The sequence below is a fragment of the Psychrobacter sp. SC65A.3 genome (assembly GCF_025642195.1).
Taxonomy (GTDB): Bacteria; Pseudomonadota; Gammaproteobacteria; order Pseudomonadales; family Moraxellaceae; genus Psychrobacter; species Psychrobacter cryohalolentis.
Genome location: NZ_CP106752.1, coordinates 2,548,560 through 2,566,556, shown reverse-complemented (window position 1 = coordinate 2,566,556; position 17,997 = coordinate 2,548,560). Strand labels below are relative to the sequence as shown.

Genomic DNA, 17,997 nt, shown 5'->3' with positions numbered 1-17,997 from the left:
TTATTGTAAAAGGCAACTATTCTAGCTATTGAAGACTTTCTTTAAGAAACTAACTTTGTCCTTTTTCATTTTACTCCAATAATCTTTTAGATCATTAGCTGGTAGAACCTCATAGTAGTATAGCCAATAATCATCTTCATTATTATTATACAGATGTTTAGCTACTATTTTATGCTGTCTAACAGCCTTGCTGCGGGCTCCGTATTTCTTTTTATCGTACAAGTAGGCAAGTAATAACGTCAAGCAGTCATCTAGATTGCCAACTTTTTCCAGTAGAGAAGATTTTATATCGAATTCAAATTCGTATTTCAATGAAAAGTATATTGAGTATGCTACAAGCTCATAACTATTACGCTCGGTACCATAATGAAGAAGATTCTCAGATATATTTTTGATTGTAGAAACATTCACTTCATATCTTTCGAATAGCTTGTTCTCAAGCAAACCTACAAGGTATGGGTAAATCATAACTAAATGATGCACCGTATCAATAAGGTATTCAACAGCATTAACAGAAGCACGTTTTCCAGTTATAACCTTTATACCATAGTTTAATATAGTAGCGTCATCATCATTTTTCTTAAGTAAATTTAATAGAAAGTCTAAATAATTAACCATTACATTATAATTGAGATAGTTTATTAAACTTACTGGGTGGTTAGAAATATCAACAATCCAACTTGAGCTTTTTGTCGCTGGTAAATCTTCTATAGAAACTTTTTTACCATTAAGAATTAGACCGAATTTCCGCAATTCATTAGACAGGTCGGCTAAAAAATTCTCTGCAGTTTCATAGCTCTTTGTTAGACAAACATAGTCATCAATATGCCTTATAAATTTGTAACCTTTTTTGGCTAGTTGATAGTCGATTACTACTAATATAATTTCAGACACTAAATTATATGCATGTGCACCTATTAAAATACCGTGTGTTTCGCCATTGTTTGTATTCATCAAAAGCGTATCTAGCTCATTAAACCAAAATCCACTACGGGTGACTTTTGCATTAGCTTTACCAGCAACTGCCCAAGTTAAAGAATGTGTATATATGCTCCCAAAACAGTTAGATATATCTGCATGTGCCTGAAATCTTGATTTTATTTTAAACTTTAATAATGGGTCATCGTCCTCCTTGTAGTCCGAAAAACCCATGTCGAATAATTGTTCTTTATCTATTTGGTGGTTTACAACTTTTAATGTGTCATATTTTCCTAAGACTAAGATCTTCTTATTTTCTTTAGTTTTTCTTATGTGTATTCTACTTACTTTCCAATCTTGATTACCTGTATAGGTTTGGAAGTGTAATAGAATATCGTTCCAGTTATTTTTCAAATTAAAACAGAGGTTTCTATATGCTATAGGATTTGGGATTGTAATAAGTCTTGGTATGTTTACATTTCTTATGCTTTCATAATAGACGGGAGTAGTTTCCATTTTCTGAAAAGTAGCTTGCTTCTGTACTTTGCACCAAGCAAAAAAATCAACAGATTGTAAGAAGGATGGTAAGTTGTCGCTAAACATTCCATAACTTAATAAACCCTCATAAACTTCGTCTGGGCTAAGTGAATGATGGTGTTGATAATATGATTTAAACATCGACTTCCTTGTTTGTAAAATCTATATAATTTTTTTTAGTTTAATCATTATTAACGTAGAGCGGTAAAACCTAATCTCTACTCCGCCATTTCCCCATGCGCCTTCACATCACCTTTCTTACCATCAGGTTTGATTTCAATGGGCAATACCAATCCTTTAGCAAAGTCATCAGACAGCACATAATCATAGCTGCTGGCAGCGACATCAGGTGTGGTATGAATGACCAGTGTCATGTCTTTATCATCGGTCAGCTCATGTGAGACATAGCTGTCACTCAGCTGATCCAAGGCCTTTGATAGCGCCTCATTACTTGCCATACTTACGGTCAGATTATGCTGTGCAGTGGCATTATCCACATCGAAATACTCTGCGTAGTCACGGACATTTTGGCTATCGAGCGCAAACGGATACTGATAGTTAGCAAGAGCGGCTGGCTTTTCGCCACTATCCATGACTGACCAATCTATCGTATTTGCTGCCGCTGAGTCTGTCGTTGATACTGCCGTATCCGTTTTTTTAACCGTAGTCTCCGTGCTATTATTGCAGCCTGTCAGCGCCCACATACTGGCAGTCGTAATGATGAGCATAGGTATAAGACGCTTTGGCATCGAGGTATCCCCTTTATGATAAGTCATGAGATGTTTTGATAGAGGGGCTATTTTGACAGCTTTCTGTGTGCTTCTCTAGCGAAATGCAAAAAAGGATGCTTTTCACTCTAGCAATTTCTTATTCTAGCAAGTCAGATAAGAAGATGAGTTTTCTATAAAACGTTTAACAGAGGAGGCACAAAAAAACAGCCATCTTTCGATGACTGTTTATAGTAATGCTAAGCTTAACAATTATAGATTTATCATTATTAATGAATGATTAAACTGAAATAACTATCTACCTACTTGGCAGTTTACTTGGTATTCTTTACCATTTGCCCATTTCATAGCAAAGATGCCTTTGTCGCCTTTCATATGCCATGCATAGGTGGCTTCTGGGTTTGAGTCGTTGACATAGCTTGCGACATCACCTTGTACAATACCGTTTAAGATAATCGGTTGCTCTGCCCATTTCACTTTAGGCAAGGTGGCGTTTAGCATTACTTGCTTCTTATTGATTGACTGCTTTGCCAAGATTTTGCTGCCATCAGTACAGGTATAAGGTGCTGGTGCCATACGGTCATAAGCGGCGTCAGTCACGCTTTCTGAAGCAGGTGTACTTGGCGTAGTAGGAGCAGTAGTCGCACATGCACTTAGTAGGGCAAGCGCAGGTAGAGCGGTAGCAAGTTTGGTTAGGGTATTCATAGCATTCTCCAAAAATATAAAAATCATCGTGTATTTGTTATTAACTATGCGTTAAGCATATAGCGCATATAGTATCGAAAACTCACTTTATAGAATGTTAGAAATTGTTTGTTACGTGTTCACTTGGTTACTTAAACACTGATTACTGTAACGATTGATTTAAGGATGCTTAATGAATTTCTGATTTGCTTACTTTCAGCAAGCAGCATAATCAATTTCAAGATCAAATAAAAAAGCGCCTATCAACGTGTGGCTGATAGGCGCTTATCTAATTAGGTATTAGCCAATAGATATTATTGATCCACTGTATAACAGCCGATCATTGATGATTTGATTACTTGGTTTTACGTGGTGGTAGACCGGTATGCTGAGTTTGGAAGTTGCCTTTACTCACATTCTTTTTGCCGCCAGTAGTTTTGCTCGAAGTACCTTTATTTGACCAGCTGTCAGCTGTTTTATTGCTACGTTTCACCGAGTCATTACCCAGACGGCTGTTTTTCTTACGCGCTGATTGATAGCTGTCTTGCGCCGCATCACGACCTTCTAAGCTGGCATTAAATGGCGGGATTAAGCAGCCGCGATTTTTACCAATCAAATCACCGCGCCCCATATCTTGCAGGGCTTTACGCAGCATTACCCAGTTTTTTGGATCATGATAGCGTAAGAAAGCTTTGTGCAATTTGCGCTGCTTACCTGATTTGACGATATCCATATCACCTTCGTCACGGCTGATTTTATGCAGTGGGTCTTTATGCGTGTGATACATGGTGGTCGCGGTAGCCATTGGGCTTGGGTAAAACGCCTGTACTTGGTCAGCGCGGTAGCCATTGCCTTTTAGCCATAGCGCAAGATTCATCATATCTTCATCTTTGGTACCCGGATGGGCGGCGATAAAGTAAGGAATCAAATACTGCTCTTTGCCCGCTTCTTGGCTGTATTGCTCAAACATGGCTTTGAATTTGTCATAATTACCCATGCCCGGTTTCATCATTTTCGATAAAACGTTTTCTTCTGAATGTTCAGGGGCAATTTTTAGATAACCACCGACATGATGACTGACCAATTCTTTGACATATTCAGGATCTTTAATTGCCAAATCATAACGTAGACCAGAGGCAATAAGGATTTTTTTCACGCCTTTAATGTCGCGCGCTTTACGGTACAATTGAGTCAAATTGCTGTGATCGGTAATCAGGTTTTCACAAATATCAGGATAAACGCAAGACGGTTTACGGCAATTCTTCTCAATAGTTTCATCTTTACAGTTTAGACGATACATATTGGCCGTTGGACCACCAAGATCAGAGATAACACCGGTAAAGTTCGGAGCAGTATCACGAATCGCTTCGACTTCACGTAGGATAGATTCTTCTGAGCGATTTTGGATAATGCGTCCTTCGTGCTCGGTGATAGAGCAAAAAGTACAACCGCCAAAACACCCACGCATAATGTTGACCGAAAACTTAATCATGTCATAAGCAGGGATACGCGCATCGCCATAACTTGGATGCGGCAGGCGAGCGTATGGCAAGTCAAACACGTAATCCATCTCTTCCGTCGATAAAGGAATCGGTGGCGGATTGAGCCACACATCGATAGAGGTATGTGAGTTACCGGCGCCACTGCTATGACGCTGTACCAATGCGCGTGCATTACCCGGATTAGTCTCAAGATGCAAGATACGGCTAGCATGAGCATAAAGCACAGGGTCAGATTTGACATGCTCATAATCAGGCAAGCGAATGACGGTTTTCTCACGCGGTGGCATTTTGATTTTGTGCTTACGTGCTGTCATCGGTTTAGTAAAGCCACGCATTTGTACAACTTGCGTCTCTTCATCGACTTGGTCAGTATTCAAGATTTTATTGGTCACTGGTTCAGACACGAATCCTGGATATTGCCCTGACATTCCTGACATTGATTGTCCAACAGGAGAGGCGCTAGGCTTATCTTGTTCGATTGAGCATTGGTCAAGATCTTCAGTCATCACATACGGGTTGATAATCGGATCAACACGACCAACGGTATCGACATCATTACTAGCAACTTCGGTCATGCCTGCTTGCCAATGACGGCGCGTCGGCGTGAGCAAGTAAGCTGTACCGCGCAAATTGCTCATTTGCTCAAAGCTATAGCCTTTGGATAGACCATGTACCACATCGACGATGGCGCGCTCAGCATTACCATACAATAAAACATCAGCACGGGCATCAAGCAAAATACTACGGCGTACTTTATCTGACCAATAATCATAATGCGCAATACGGCGCAGGCTGCCTTCGATACCGCCTAAGATAATCGGCACATCAGGATAGGCTTCACGGCAGCGCTGGCTATATACGATGGCGGCGCGATCAGGACGTTTGTCCGCGACGTTACCCGGCGAATAAGCGTCATCACTACGGATCTTACGATCAGCCGTATAACGGTTAATCATGCTGTCCATGTTGCCCGCCGTCACGCCATAAGCGTAGACAGGTTTGCCAAGTTCCATAAAGGCATCTTTACTCTTCCAATCTGGCTGAGCAATGATACCGACGCGGAAACCTTGTGATTCTAGTAAGCGCCCGATAATCGCCATACCAAAGCTTGGGTGATCGACATAAGCATCGCCCGAGATAATGATGACGTCACAGGCATCCCAGCCAAGCTCATCCATCTCTTTGCGGCTCATCGGCAAATAAGGCGCAGGCTCGTAGCAGCTTGCCCAATGTTTGTCGTAGTCGTAAAGGGGTTTGGTGCCTTGTTTAAAGGCGGTGCGGGCGATGGTATCGGCAGACATGGGATAACCTTAATCAGAAAATCAGAAAAAATGCATATATATAATAGCCATTATAGATAACGGTAGTTGATGGCTAATTTAAAGGCGCTCATTTTAACATGAATAACGTTCATGATGTAATAAACGTATTAGCGATAAGTTATTGATAGCGCAGAGTAATCTATGGATAGCAATTAGGCAAAAAGCAGCTATCAATCTAAATAAATCTTCGTACCACTCTTAGTAAAGTTCATCACAAACTGACTCTTAAAATTACGTACATTATTTTCGTAAGTGAGTAAATTGCGAGTGAACTGATGATAATCCTTCATATTTTTAGCACTCACCATAAGCATAAAGTCAGCATCGCCAGATACTTCATAACAGCTCATCACTTGCGACTGGGCATTCATCAAACGCTCAAATCGATGCTGCATAGAGTTATTGGAGCGCTCCATCTCTACCATCACCACCGCCGTCAAGCTATAACCAACCTTATGAGGGTCTACTATAGCGACTTGCTTAGTGATCACCCCATTGTCTATCAGCGCTTGCACACGACGTTGAGCCGTAGCGATAGACACATTGACATGTTCTGCAAGGGTTTTTAAAGGCAATGTCGCATCATCTTGCATCAAATTCAAAATGGACTTGTCGATCTTATCTAGTGGCTGATTCATAGGGTTTCGCTTTAAGGTAGAGACATTAACAGAGGATGATTACAATTCACTTACTATAGAAGTATTGTCACTATAAATCATAAAGTAATAAATTATTAGTAATATAGGTAACTATAAGATAAATATATTCACATTAAGATAAATATAGAGATTTTTTCGCAACCACTGGCTATAAACTAAGCTTTATATATTAGAAAACGATAATAATCTCTATCAAATAGTGTTTTCGCTGCTCATGCAAATAAAGGTGCTTTATGTCTACTTCAACCCTAACCAATACTGTAGCGTCGACTTTGTCACGTTTCCCGATGCCAGCAATGTGGACGAAAGGCAGCGTGCAGCAGCGCACTTTAATGATGGGTGTAGCGCTAGCAGTCTTATCCAACGTATTGTTTGGCGTGCTATATGCTTATAGCAGTTTTTTAGCACCGTTATCAGGGACACAAGTTTTTATCTGGCGGATGCTAGCGATGTGGGCCGCACTGATAGGCTATTTGCTTATCAGCGGGCGTTTAGGTTTGCATATGGATAAACTCAAAGCATTAGGCTCTGTTAAACAATGGGCGTGGTTGCTATTGCCTACACCGATATTCTTAAGTCAGTTTTGGCTATTTATGTGGGCACCCGTCAATGGGCAGGGCGTACAAACTGCTATGGGTTATTTTTTATTTCCGCTCATGATGGTGGTGTTTGGATGCGTATTGTTCGGTGAAAAACTAAGTCGCTTACAATGGTGGGCGGTTGCTTTTGCCGCAGTTGGAGTCGGCAGTGAGATTGTACGTACGCAAAGCGTCTCGTGGGCAACGCTATGGGTGTGCGGTACTTATCCTGTTTATTATATTTTGCGCCGTTTGCAAGGTATTGGCGCGGTCACTGGGTTATTGGTTGATTTAACGATATTCGCACCATTTGCTTTGGCGTACTTATTTTTTATTACCCCAAGTAGTTTAAGCTTAGTCAGCGGCTCTGGGTTCTTTATTGCGATGCTGGTAGGACTCGGCGTTATGAGCGTGCTGGCCATGAAAACCAACGTCGATGCCAGTCAAATGCTGCCAATGAACGTTTATGGTATGATGAGTTATTTGGAGCCAGCATTACTATTTATCTTAGCAATAACCGTTTTGGGCAATCCTTTTGAATCGGCGATGATTTATAGTTATGGTCTTATTTGGATCGGGATAGCTTGTTTGATTGGGCATGGTGTACGTCAATTACGCAGTGCTCATAAACAATCGCAAACGACAAAGACTGCGCCAGTTGTTTGAAAGTTAATAAGTAACCTTGATTGAACAAATAAAAACGGACGATTCAACATTATGCTGAATCGTCCGTTTTTTTAAGATTAACCCCAATCTGTTGAAAGAGGGCTTTAATCTAAATCCTTCTTAAAACCACGCTGCTTATCACGTTCCCAATCACGGTCTTTAAGCGTTTTACGTTTGTCATGCTGTTTTTTACCCAGTGCCAAGCCAATTTGACATTTTACCAGCGAGTTTTTCCAATAGCAGGATAATGGCACGCAGGCATAGCCTTTTTGGTTGACTGCACCCATTAGCTTTTCGATTTCGCGGCGATTAAGCAGCAGCTTACGGGTACGGATACTATCAGGGCTGACATGCGTCGAGCTAGATAGCAACGGCTGAATATGCGCGCCAAATAGGAATGCCTCATTATTACGAAAAATAATATAAGCTTCCGTAATGGTCATTTTGCCCGCGCGAATGGCTTTAACTTCCCAACCTTGTAACGACAGACCTGCCTCAAATGTCTCTTCAATAAAGTACTCATGACGAGCCTTTTTATTGGCACAAATTTGATTTTCCGGTTTTTTTGATTTTTTTGACATAATGTCTCCATAAGGACTGCTTAAATATGTCTTGTCCCTATATTTCTAGTCTTACTAATTCCTCATCCTAACCCTTAAATGCGAGTTATTTTTTATAAATGCTAAACAGATGAGTCGAACTGGCTATTGTAACAAAGCTTCCGCTGCAAATGTAGCCGCGCTGTTAGGACAAATGTAGCAGATAAGTATTAAGTTTGGATAAAATTTGCTAGCATATAGCTTATTATTTTATCACCAACCACATTGGTCCTGCTATGAGCTCTTCTGCTACTTCTTCAAAATTGCATACCAAGATTCTATACCCTGGCACCTTTGACCCCATTACCAATGGGCATGTGGACTTAGTGACGCGCGCGACCAAATTATTTGACGAGGTGGTGATTGCAGTGGCATCTGGTCATCATAAAAAGCCGTTATTTAACTTTGAAGAGCGTGTGGCTTTGGTCGAGACCGTATTTGTTGATTTGCCGCAGGTATCCGTCATAGGCTTTGAGGGCTTGCTAGTCGATTTTATGCGCGAAAAGAATGCCACTGCTGTCTTGCGTGGTTTGCGTGCGATGTCAGATTTTGAATATGAGTTTCAACTCGCCAATATGAATCGCGAGCTTGATGAAAATTTTGAAGCCGTATTTTTGACGCCTTCGCAGAATTACTCATTCATCTCGTCGACCATGATTCGCGAAATTGCTAAGCTCGGCGGTGATGTGACAAAATTTGTGCCGCCTTGTGTCTCTGAAGCTTTTATTCAAAAGCTCGGTAATAAATAGGTCGCGTATCTGTGTTAGATTGCGTATTTCTTAATAAATAGAAATGCCTGATAGAAAAAAAGGAGCAGTCTATGGCGTTGTTAATTACGGATGAATGCATCAATTGCGATGTGTGTGAGCCTGCCTGCCCAAACGAAGCCATCTCAGAGGGCGATGATATCTATGTAATCGACCCTGACTTATGTACCGAATGCGTCGGTCATTTCGATGAGCCGCAATGTGTGGTTATTTGCCCTGTCGATTGTATTCCTCATGATCCCAATCATATCGAAACCGAAAGTGATTTGATGTCTAAATACAAGCGCATTACTGGTCAATAAAATATGACAACTGTATCAACCAACGATTTTGATCAGCAACATCTCTGGCACCCGTATGCCAGCCTACCACCGACTTATCCCAATATCGTGATTGACCGTGCCGAAGGTATTTATATCGTTACTGAAGATGGTACGCGCCTGATTGATGGTATGTCGTCATGGTGGGCAAGCGTGCACGGTTATAATCATCCCAAATTGAATGCGGCGATGATTGAACAATTGGGCAAAATGGCGCACGTCATGTTTGGTGGTTTAACCCATCAGCCAGCGATAGACTTGGGCAAAAAACTGCTGTCAATTGTGCCTGCCCGACTGGATGCGATATTTTATGCCGATAGTGGCAGTATCGCGGTAGAAGTTGCGCTTAAGATGGCATTGCAATATCAAATTGCTGCCAAGCGTCCAACCAAGCAGCAGTTTGCCTCGACCCATTCAGGTTATTACGGTGATACATGGCATGCGATGAGTGTCTGCGACCCTATTAATGGTATGCACAGTCTCTATGGTAAGCAATTACCGATGCAACACTTTGTCGCAGCGCCACCAATGGGATTTGAGCGTGACTTAACCCAAAGTGAGCGTGAGGCATTAACTGAGTTTTTTGTCAAAAATAGCAACCAGCTTGCTGGATTTATCATCGAGCCGATTATCCAAGGCGCAGGCGGCATGCGCTTTTATAGTCCTCAGTATTTGCAGCTCTTACGCCAATTGTGTGATGAACATAACGTGGTATTAATTGCCGATGAAATTGCCACCGGTTTCGGGCGTAGTGGCAAATTATTTGCCTGCGAGCATGCTGCTATTAGCCCTGATATTATGACGATTGGTAAGGCACTGACCGGCGGTTATATGACTTTTGCCGCGACCCTGTCTACACGAGAAATAGCTGACACCATTAGCCAAAGTGATTACCCGTCACTGATGCATGGTCCGACCTTTATGGGCAACCCGCTGGCATGTGCCGTTGCTTGTGCGTCGATTGATTTAATACTGTCCTATGATATTGAAGCGCGTACAGCAAATATGCAATCTGTCATGGAGCAGCAACTTGCGCCAGCTGTGAGTTTAAATGGCGTTGCTGAGGTACGCTGTTTGGGTGCTGTAGCAGTGATTGAGCTGCAAGAAGCCGTTAATATGCCAGTCTTTCAATCCTTACTGATTGAAAACGGCATTTGGGTCAGACCCTTTGGGAAATTGGTTTATATTATGCCGCCCTATGTGATTACCGATGATGAACTTACCACTCTTTGCAAAGCGTTATTAAATGTGGTCAGTAGTTATTTAACGCGAAAGGATTAATGATGAGCGTGCTCTTTATATCTGGTATCGATACCGACATCGGCAAAACTTATGCAACCGGTATGATTGCCAAAGCGCTGATGCAGCACGGCGTTAATGTCATTACCCAAAAGCTGGTGCAAACGGGCGTCGCAAGAGATTTAATTAGCGGAAAAATGGGAATTGCCGATGATATTATTACCCATCGTCAGCTGATGGGGATTCCGCTACAGCCGTGTGATATTGATAGAACCACTTGCCCGTATCGTTATGAGAAACCGGCGTCACCGCATTTATCCGCCGCACTTGCTAATGAAATTCTTAATACTGATGGGATTACAAGCGCTACAAAAATTTTGCAAGCGGATTATGATGTGGTGCTTTTAGAAGGGGCAGGTGGCTTATTAGTGCCCATCACTGAGCAATTATTAACTTTGGATTATATTGCCGATAAAGGCTATCCCGTTATTCTAGTCACATCAGGTCGGCTTGGTAGTATTAACCATACCTTGCTTAGCTTAGAGACGATCAAATCTCGTGGTCTAGACGTTCATAGCGTAATTTATAATCATATTCACGACAATGCTGCTCAGACGGATGAACAGATAGCAACTAGTACGATAAAATTTTTGCAAAACTATTTAGCTGAGCATCATCCAACGGCGCATTGGGTGGCCTTACCTGTACAAGAAGATAATGGGTTTAGTCATACAGATTTTATACTCCCCCAAAACTTTGTATAAATCACCGCTAAAAATAAGCCAAAAAAACTTTCCGAAAGCAATATGAATTTTGCTATACTAGCGCGCTTGGTAGACTAGGCAATCGCCGCTGCACACTGGTAACAGACATGCAGGGGAGGAAAGTCCGGGCTACATAGGGCAGCGTGCCAGCTAACGGCTGGGCAGGGTAACTTGACGACCAGTGCAGCAGAGAGTAGACCGCCTTTAGTGTCTGACACTATCGGTAAGGGTGAAAGGGTGCGGTAAGAGCGCACCGCGTGGCTGGCAACAGTTCACGGCATGGTAAACTCCACGCGTAGCAAGACCAAATAGGCATCGGCATGGCGCGGCCCGCGTTCGATGCGGGTAGGTTGCTTGAGCGTATTAGCGATGATACGCCTAGAGGAATGATTGTCCACGACAGAACCCGGCTTATCGGTTTACCAACCTTTTTAGCAATGTTTTAAACATGTTTCTTTATTAGCTAATCTTTAAAGAAGCACAGCAGTACCGGTTTGGTGTTTTAAAATTGCGCTTATTTTGAATTTAATTCAATTTTTTTGCAAAAAATGCCTTTTAAGGGTTGACGTAAGTCACTCATATCGGCATAATACCGAGCCTAAAATGGCGATGTAGCTCAGCTGGTTAGAGCGCATGACTCATAATCGTGAGGTCAAGAGTTCAAGTCTCTTCATCGCCACCATTTTTAGCAAGACCTGTAACATTAAAAATGCCAATCATTATTTGATTGGTTTTTTTTTGCCTATTTTATGGCTGAAAATAAATAGCTACTCATAGAATCTATATCAGATCTAACGAAGTAAATATTCTTGATTTAAAGCTTACTTGTTTACCTTCATTTATAAAACCAAGGCTTGCTGACAAAATCCACTTACTTTATAGTGGAAAACTGCTAGAATACCCTCACGTGCCTGCGCGTAGTTATAACTAATAATCAGCGCTGTAGGCACTTCACTTGCTACAATACGGTTTGCTTAATGTAGTGATATTGGTGTATTGACCGATATTAACTATGAGTAAGTATTCTATTGTTGCCATCTGACAGCATTTATATTCGTTATTCAATCCTCCATTATTTAGTAGGCGCTTTGTGACTGCATTAGCCAATATTCGTAACTTTTCTATTATTGCCCACATTGATCATGGCAAGTCGACCCTTGCTGATCGTTTTATTCAAATGTGTGGCGCGCTGCAAGATCGCGAGATGCAGGCGCAAGTCCTCGATTCGATGGATATTGAGCGTGAGCGTGGTATCACGATCAAAGCGCAGTCGGTGACGCTGTATTATGACCATCCAAATGGTGAGCGCTATCAGCTGAATTTTATTGATACGCCTGGTCACGTGGATTTCTCTTATGAAGTCTCTCGTTCCTTAGCGGCTTGTGAAGGCGCGCTATTGGTTGTTGATGCAGCGCAAGGCGTTGAAGCACAGTCGGTTGCTAATTGCTATACCGCGGTCGATCAAGGTCTTGAGGTCATGGCAGTTTTAAATAAAATTGACTTGCCACAAGTTGAGCCTGAGCGGGTGATTCAAGAGATTGAAGACATTATTGGTATTGATGCTGTTGATGCGCCGCGTGTGTCGGCAAAATCTGGTCTCGGCGTTGATAAATTACTCGAAGCACTGGTTGAATTTATTCCTGCGCCAACAGGTGATCGTGATGCACCGCTGCAAGCGTTGATCATTGACTCATGGTTTGATAATTATTTAGGCGTGGTTTCATTAGTACGTGTACGCCAAGGTACGATAAAAAAAGGTGATAAACTTTATATTAAATCGACCAAAGATGCGCATTTAGTCGGATCAATTGGTGTCTTTACCCCGAAGCCGTTAGATACGGGTATCTTGGAAGCGGGTGAAGTGGGCTTCATTATTGCGGGTATTAAAGACATTGCAGGAGCGCCAGTTGGTGATACGATTACTCATGCCAGTACGCCTGACGTCGATCGTATTCCTGGATTTAAACAGATTACGCCGCAAGTGTATGCTGGTATGTTCCCTGTAGAATCTACCGACTTCGAAAAGTTCCGTGAAGCACTGCAAAAACTGCAAATTAACGATGCGTCATTGTTCTTTGAGCCGGATACCTCAGACGCGCTAGGTTTTGGTTTCCGTTGTGGCTTCCTCGGTATGCTGCATATGGAGATTATCCAAGAGCGCCTAGAGCGTGAGTATGACTTGGATCTGATTACTACTGCGCCTTCAGTTATTTATGAGATTGTGAAAAAAGATGGCAGCATTATCTATGTTGATAACCCATCAAGACTGCCTGAACCGAATAATATCGAAGAGTTCCGTGAGCCGATTGCTCGTTGTCAGATTTTAGTACCGCAGGATTATCTCGGTAACGTGATGACGCTTTGTATTGAGCGCCGCGGAGTTCAAGTCGATATGCGCTTTATGGGTCGTCAAGTGCAGCTCATTTTTGATATTCCGATGGGTGAAGTGGTCATGGACTTCTTTGACCGTCTAAAATCAGTGTCACGTGGTTTTGCCTCACTTGATTATAATTTTGAGCGTTATCAGGTCGATAAATTGGTTAAAGTTGATGTGCTGATTAACGGCGACAAAGTCGATGCGCTTGCTATGATTGTGCATGAAACTCAGTCGCGCTACCGTGGTAACGCACTGGTAACCAAAATGAAAGAGCTGATTCCGCGTCAAATGTTTGATGTCGCTATTCAAGCGGCAATTGGCAGCCAAATTATCGGGCGTAGTACTGTGAAAGCCATGCGTAAAGATGTCTTGGCTAAGTGTTATGGCGGTGACGTCTCGCGTAAGAAAAAGCTACTGTCTAAGCAAAAGGCCGGTAAAAAACGCATGAAGCAAGTGGGTAACGTCGAGATTCCACAAGAAGCCTTCTTAGCCGTATTGCAGGTAGATTAGATTATTAATAAATGAATCATCATTGCTGTTTTTACGGATGTCATCATTGGATAAGTAGCTCGCTAATAGGCAATTAAGTATGGATTTTGATTTCAATTTGATTTTAGTGCCATTAACCATAGGTTTGGGTATTATTTGGCTATTAGATAAGCTGACACTGAAACAGCGTAAAACACGGGGTCGCGGTAAAGAGAGCTTGCTGGTACGCTGGGCATATGATTTTTTCCCCGTGCTGGCGGTAGTATTAATTGTGCGCTCGTTTTTAATTGAGCCGTTTAATATTCCGTCGTCCTCGATGGTGCCAACGCTATATACGGGTGACTTTATTGCCGTCAATAAGTATGCTTATGGTGTTCGTTTGCCACTGACTTATAATAAAGTAATCGATACTGGCACGCCTGAACATGGCGATGTTGCCGTTTTTCGTTATCCAGAGAACCCAAGTATTTATTATATTAAGCGCGTCATTGGTCTGCCGGGTGATACGGTTAGTTATAATCAAGGCACAATTGCGATTAATGACGTGCCTGTTGCTACTCAAGCCATTGATTTTGACGCCAATGCAGAGCTGACGTCACAGTTATATTCGTCAGGGGAAGTTGCTCCGGGTCAAATGCTGACAGAAGAGAATGCTGCTGTAATGGGTCAGCAAGAAGAAAGCGACGCAAAATATTTTAAAGAAACTCAAGGTAAGCATGAGTATGTTGTTCGTTATTTGAATGGTATGAACAGCTCGCAATATGCGCCATTTTTACAGCAACAGTCGCCAGAAGTGGTGAGCTCAGAAGGCAGTGAATGGCGTATTAATGTGCCTGAAGGTCAGTATTTTGTCATGGGTGATAACCGTGATCGCAGTGCAGATGGACGCTTTTGGGGCTTTGTTCCTGATGATAATTTAGCAGGAAAAGCAGTATATATTTGGATGCATAAGCCGCCAGGTCTACAGCTACCTACTTTTAAACGTAATGGTGCTATCGATTAATGACATCAATGTTCTATAGATATATTTACCGACAAACGTTTTGTGCTAATATTATGGCTATTCAATGCAATGATATTTAGCTTATAAACATCCACTAAGAAATAGTGTTTTCTAAGCTAGATACATTACAAATATAGCTATTTTTCGTTGAGAGGTATTATGGTGCAACAGTTATCTGGCTTATCTACACAGCGTGGTGCTAGTGTCACGAGTATCGCTTTTATTATCATCGCTTTGGGTGTTGCTGTTAAATTGATTGTTGCCATTGTGCCAGCACAAATTGGCGATTATCAACTGACCAAAACCTTGAGTGCGCAGCTTCAAGAGTCTAATAACAAGAAAGAGACTGCCAAGCAGTTCGTCGAGCGTGTTGATAAGCAGTTGTCTATCAATGCTGATTACGATACCAAAGCAGAGGATGTATTTACCTTTAAAGATAAAAAAACAGGTCAGTTGGCTATCTATAAAAAATATGAAAAAACCAATACGCTCTTTGGAAATATTGATATTGTGAATCGCTTTGAAGGCGATATCGATCCTACAATAGCAGAGTAATTCGATTTTCTAAAATACGAGCAGCAACGATCTAACAAGCCAGTACTCTAGAAAACAGTTCTTTATGAGCTGGTTTTTTGTATTTAATATTTTTAAACGTTACTATTTAATGACTTTAAATAGTACAACAAAAGGGATAATCATAAGCCACGCATGAAACCAACTTCGCAGTATCCTCAGGCGGTTCCTAACCCACCAAAAAATAGCCTGTCTGATGACACGCTTGTTATTAGCTCAGAATTTATTCAACGCTTAGCAGTATTAACGCGCAAGTTGGGTTATGTGTTTAATGATTTAAGTCTACCTAAGCTGGCACTCACGCATCGCTCGTTTGATAGTAAAAAGAACTATGAACGCTTAGAGTTTTTGGGTGATGCATTACTAGGTATGATAGTCGGTGAAGCGCTATATCATCGTTATCCAACCCAAAATGAAGGTCGTCTGACCCGTATGCGAGCGACGCTCGTGAGGCAAGAATCCTTGGTCATTATCGCTCAAAATCTAGAGCTGTCTAATCAGCTAATATTGGGTGTGGGTGAGCGTAAAGGTGGCGGACGCAATCGTGCTTCTATATTGGCGGACGCCGTCGAATCCTTGATTGGTGCTATTTATCTAGACAGTCAAGATATGAATATCACACGAGAATGTGTATTGTCTTGGTATGGTGATTTGATTGATAATGTCAATGACCAAAAAGCCCTAAAAGATGCCAAGAGCCGTTTACAAGAATGGCTGCAGTCGAAGCAATTTGACTTACCACATTATGAGTTAATGGAAACACGCGGTAATGCCCCGCATCAAATATTTGTGGTACGCTGTCAGGTAAACATTCTTAACTGTCCTGATATTACCGAATCTGGTGAAAGCCGCCGTATTGCTGAGCAAAAAGCGGCTGAATTGATGATTAACCAACTTCATAAGCTGCCAAGTGTGCCAAAAAAACGCAGCTAATGGTTTTTGTAATATTACTCTGATTTTATATTGCTGACTTGATAGTAATACCTTCAACACTATCATTTCTATATTTTAAAAATGCTCATTCTTTAACGAATTAGTATTGCAACATCAAATATTCATAACTTGATAACAGTGCTGCTGTTTTATGTCATATGTGCATACAGCAGTTTGACTGACGATAACCTCCACAGGATTACCCTATGAGCAATCACACTGACTTGCCATTAAACAATGAAGATAATGCCACAAATATGACCGAAAATACTGACCTAAACATAAGTACAAACAATGCAATAGAAATGAGTGAAGTAGAAATCAACGAAACAGAAAACAATGCAGTAGATAACGATTCAGCAATCGAAGATTTCTTTTCACCAAATAATGGCGCGCTTGCTGCTGAAGGTTTTAAAACTGGCTACGTCGCTATTGTTGGTCGTCCAAATGTCGGTAAATCAACGCTGATGAACCATTTATTGGGTCAAAAGCTGTCCATCACTTCACGTAAACCACAAACGACGCGTCATCGTATCCACGGTATCTTGTCTAATGATGAGATGCAGGCAGTATTTGTTGATACCCCCGGGATTCATCGCAATGAAGTACGTGCTATCAATGAACGCATGAATAAAGCGGCCGTCTCTGCATTGGTAGATGTTGACTTAGTATTGTTTGTCGTTGATTCTGATCAATGGCGTGACGATGATTTACTGGTTCTACAGAAGCTTGGTGATACCAATTTAAATGTGGTTTTAGTGATTAATAAAGCCGATACCTTAAAAGATAAAGGCAGCGTTTTACCGTTAATGGAAACCTTTAACGACAGCTTTGATTTTGCTGATATCGTCCCAGTTTCTGCATTAAAGAATCAAAACTTAGATCGTCTGCAAGAAGTGATCGCATCACATTTGCCAGTCGCGGCGCCAATTTATGATACAGAACAAATCACCGATCGCTCAGAGCGTTTTTTAGCCAGTGAAATTATTCGTGAAAAAATCATGCGCAGTGCCGGTGATGAAGTACCGTACGATTTAACGGTACAAATTGACGGCTTTAAAGATGAAGCGGCTCATACTGACCCAAAAACTGGTCGTCCACGTAAAGCCTGTACCTTTATCGATGCCACTATTTATGTCGAGCGTAGCGGGCAAAAAGCGATTGTGATTGGTGACAAAGGGCAACGTATCAAACAAGTCGGTATGGATGCTCGTAAAGATATGGAGCATCTGTTTGATAAAAAAATCATGTTAACGCTATGGGTAAAAGTTAAGCGCGGTTGGTCGGATGACGAGCGAGCTTTGACCAGTTTAGGCTATTAAAAATATTAATAGCCACT

Annotated in this window: 16 protein-coding genes, 1 tRNA gene and 1 other RNA gene; 12 read left to right on the top strand and 6 right to left on the bottom strand. The window is 41.6% G+C overall.

Annotated features, from left to right (window positions below; genetic code table 11):
• Window positions 1-21: 21 nt before the first annotated feature.
• From OEG80_RS10885 to OEG80_RS10865, 5 genes are all read right to left on the bottom strand, one after another.
• Window positions 22-1,596 carry an RNA-directed DNA polymerase gene (locus tag OEG80_RS10885; protein WP_263240806.1) on the bottom strand — a complete coding sequence of 525 codons (1,575 nt, stop codon included), beginning with the start codon at window positions 1,594-1,596 and terminating at the stop codon, window positions 22-24.
• A 77-nt stretch (window positions 1,597-1,673) separates the two neighbouring features.
• Window positions 1,674-2,204 carry a hypothetical protein gene (locus OEG80_RS10880; protein WP_263240805.1) on the bottom strand — a complete coding sequence of 177 codons (531 nt, stop codon included), beginning with the start codon at window positions 2,202-2,204 and terminating at the stop codon, window positions 1,674-1,676.
• A gap of 273 nt (window positions 2,205-2,477) precedes the next feature.
• A complete protein-coding gene (locus OEG80_RS10875; protein WP_263240804.1) occupies window positions 2,478-2,888 on the bottom strand; it encodes a hypothetical protein in 411 nt (136 codons plus the stop codon).
• A 334-nt stretch (window positions 2,889-3,222) separates the two neighbouring features.
• Window positions 3,223-5,670 (bottom strand): YgiQ family radical SAM protein, encoded by a 2,448-nt coding sequence (locus OEG80_RS10870; RefSeq protein WP_263240802.1) that lies wholly within the window; start codon window positions 5,668-5,670, stop codon window positions 3,223-3,225.
• A gap of 191 nt (window positions 5,671-5,861) precedes the next feature.
• Entirely contained in the window at window positions 5,862-6,329 is a 468-nt protein-coding gene (locus OEG80_RS10865) for an Lrp/AsnC family transcriptional regulator (protein WP_263240801.1), read from the bottom strand.
• A 254-nt stretch (window positions 6,330-6,583) separates the two neighbouring features.
• Here OEG80_RS10865 and rarD point away from each other — a divergent pair, with 254 nt between their 5' ends.
• A complete protein-coding gene (rarD, locus tag OEG80_RS10860; RefSeq protein WP_263240799.1) occupies window positions 6,584-7,594 on the top strand; it encodes an EamA family transporter RarD in 1,011 nt (336 codons plus the stop codon).
• A 104-nt stretch (window positions 7,595-7,698) separates the two neighbouring features.
• Here rarD and smpB read toward each other — a convergent pair whose 3' ends face one another.
• On the bottom strand, window positions 7,699-8,175 hold the full coding sequence (gene smpB / locus OEG80_RS10855; protein ID WP_011512728.1) for an SsrA-binding protein SmpB: 477 nt from the start codon (window positions 8,173-8,175) through the stop codon (window positions 7,699-7,701).
• 254 nt (window positions 8,176-8,429) lie between these two features.
• Between smpB and coaD the strand changes: the two genes are divergently transcribed.
• The 11 genes from coaD to era all read left to right on the top strand — a co-directional run bounded on the left by coaD (window position 8,430) and on the right by era (window position 17,980).
• Complete coding sequence (coaD, locus tag OEG80_RS10850; protein ID WP_020442709.1) at window positions 8,430-8,942, top strand: pantetheine-phosphate adenylyltransferase; 513 nt, start codon at window positions 8,430-8,432, stop codon at window positions 8,940-8,942.
• Between the two features lie 71 nt (window positions 8,943-9,013).
• Entirely contained in the window at window positions 9,014-9,262 is a 249-nt protein-coding gene (locus tag OEG80_RS10845; protein ID WP_011512730.1) for a YfhL family 4Fe-4S dicluster ferredoxin, read from the top strand.
• Window positions 9,263-9,265: 3 nt separating this feature from the next.
• Window positions 9,266-10,561, top strand: coding sequence for an adenosylmethionine--8-amino-7-oxononanoate transaminase (gene bioA / locus OEG80_RS10840; RefSeq protein WP_263240797.1), 1,296 nt, complete (start codon window positions 9,266-9,268; stop codon window positions 10,559-10,561).
• 2 nt (window positions 10,562-10,563) lie between these two features.
• A complete protein-coding gene (gene bioD / locus OEG80_RS10835; protein WP_263240796.1) occupies window positions 10,564-11,283 on the top strand; it encodes a dethiobiotin synthase in 720 nt (239 codons plus the stop codon).
• 66 nt (window positions 11,284-11,349) lie between these two features.
• Window positions 11,350-11,713, top strand: an RNA gene (gene rnpB, locus OEG80_RS10830) — RNase P RNA component class A.
• Window positions 11,714-11,888: 175 nt separating this feature from the next.
• Window positions 11,889-11,965 (top strand) — tRNA-Met (locus OEG80_RS10825).
• A gap of 408 nt (window positions 11,966-12,373) precedes the next feature.
• Entirely contained in the window at window positions 12,374-14,170 is a 1,797-nt protein-coding gene (gene lepA / locus OEG80_RS10820; RefSeq protein ID WP_011512733.1) for a translation elongation factor 4, read from the top strand.
• A gap of 79 nt (window positions 14,171-14,249) precedes the next feature.
• The gene (gene lepB, locus OEG80_RS10815; protein WP_263240793.1) at window positions 14,250-15,152 is read left to right on the top strand and encodes a signal peptidase I; all 903 of its coding nucleotides are present in this window, start codon (window positions 14,250-14,252) and stop codon (window positions 15,150-15,152) included.
• Window positions 15,153-15,311: 159 nt separating this feature from the next.
• Complete coding sequence (locus OEG80_RS10810) at window positions 15,312-15,707, top strand: DUF4845 domain-containing protein (RefSeq protein WP_263240791.1); 396 nt, start codon at window positions 15,312-15,314, stop codon at window positions 15,705-15,707.
• A 153-nt stretch (window positions 15,708-15,860) separates the two neighbouring features.
• Entirely contained in the window at window positions 15,861-16,658 is a 798-nt protein-coding gene (gene rnc / locus OEG80_RS10805; protein WP_020442714.1) for a ribonuclease III, read from the top strand.
• A gap of 305 nt (window positions 16,659-16,963) precedes the next feature.
• Complete coding sequence (gene era / locus OEG80_RS10800; protein WP_442792468.1) at window positions 16,964-17,980, top strand: GTPase Era; 1,017 nt, start codon at window positions 16,964-16,966, stop codon at window positions 17,978-17,980.
• Window positions 17,981-17,997 lie beyond the last annotated feature (17 nt).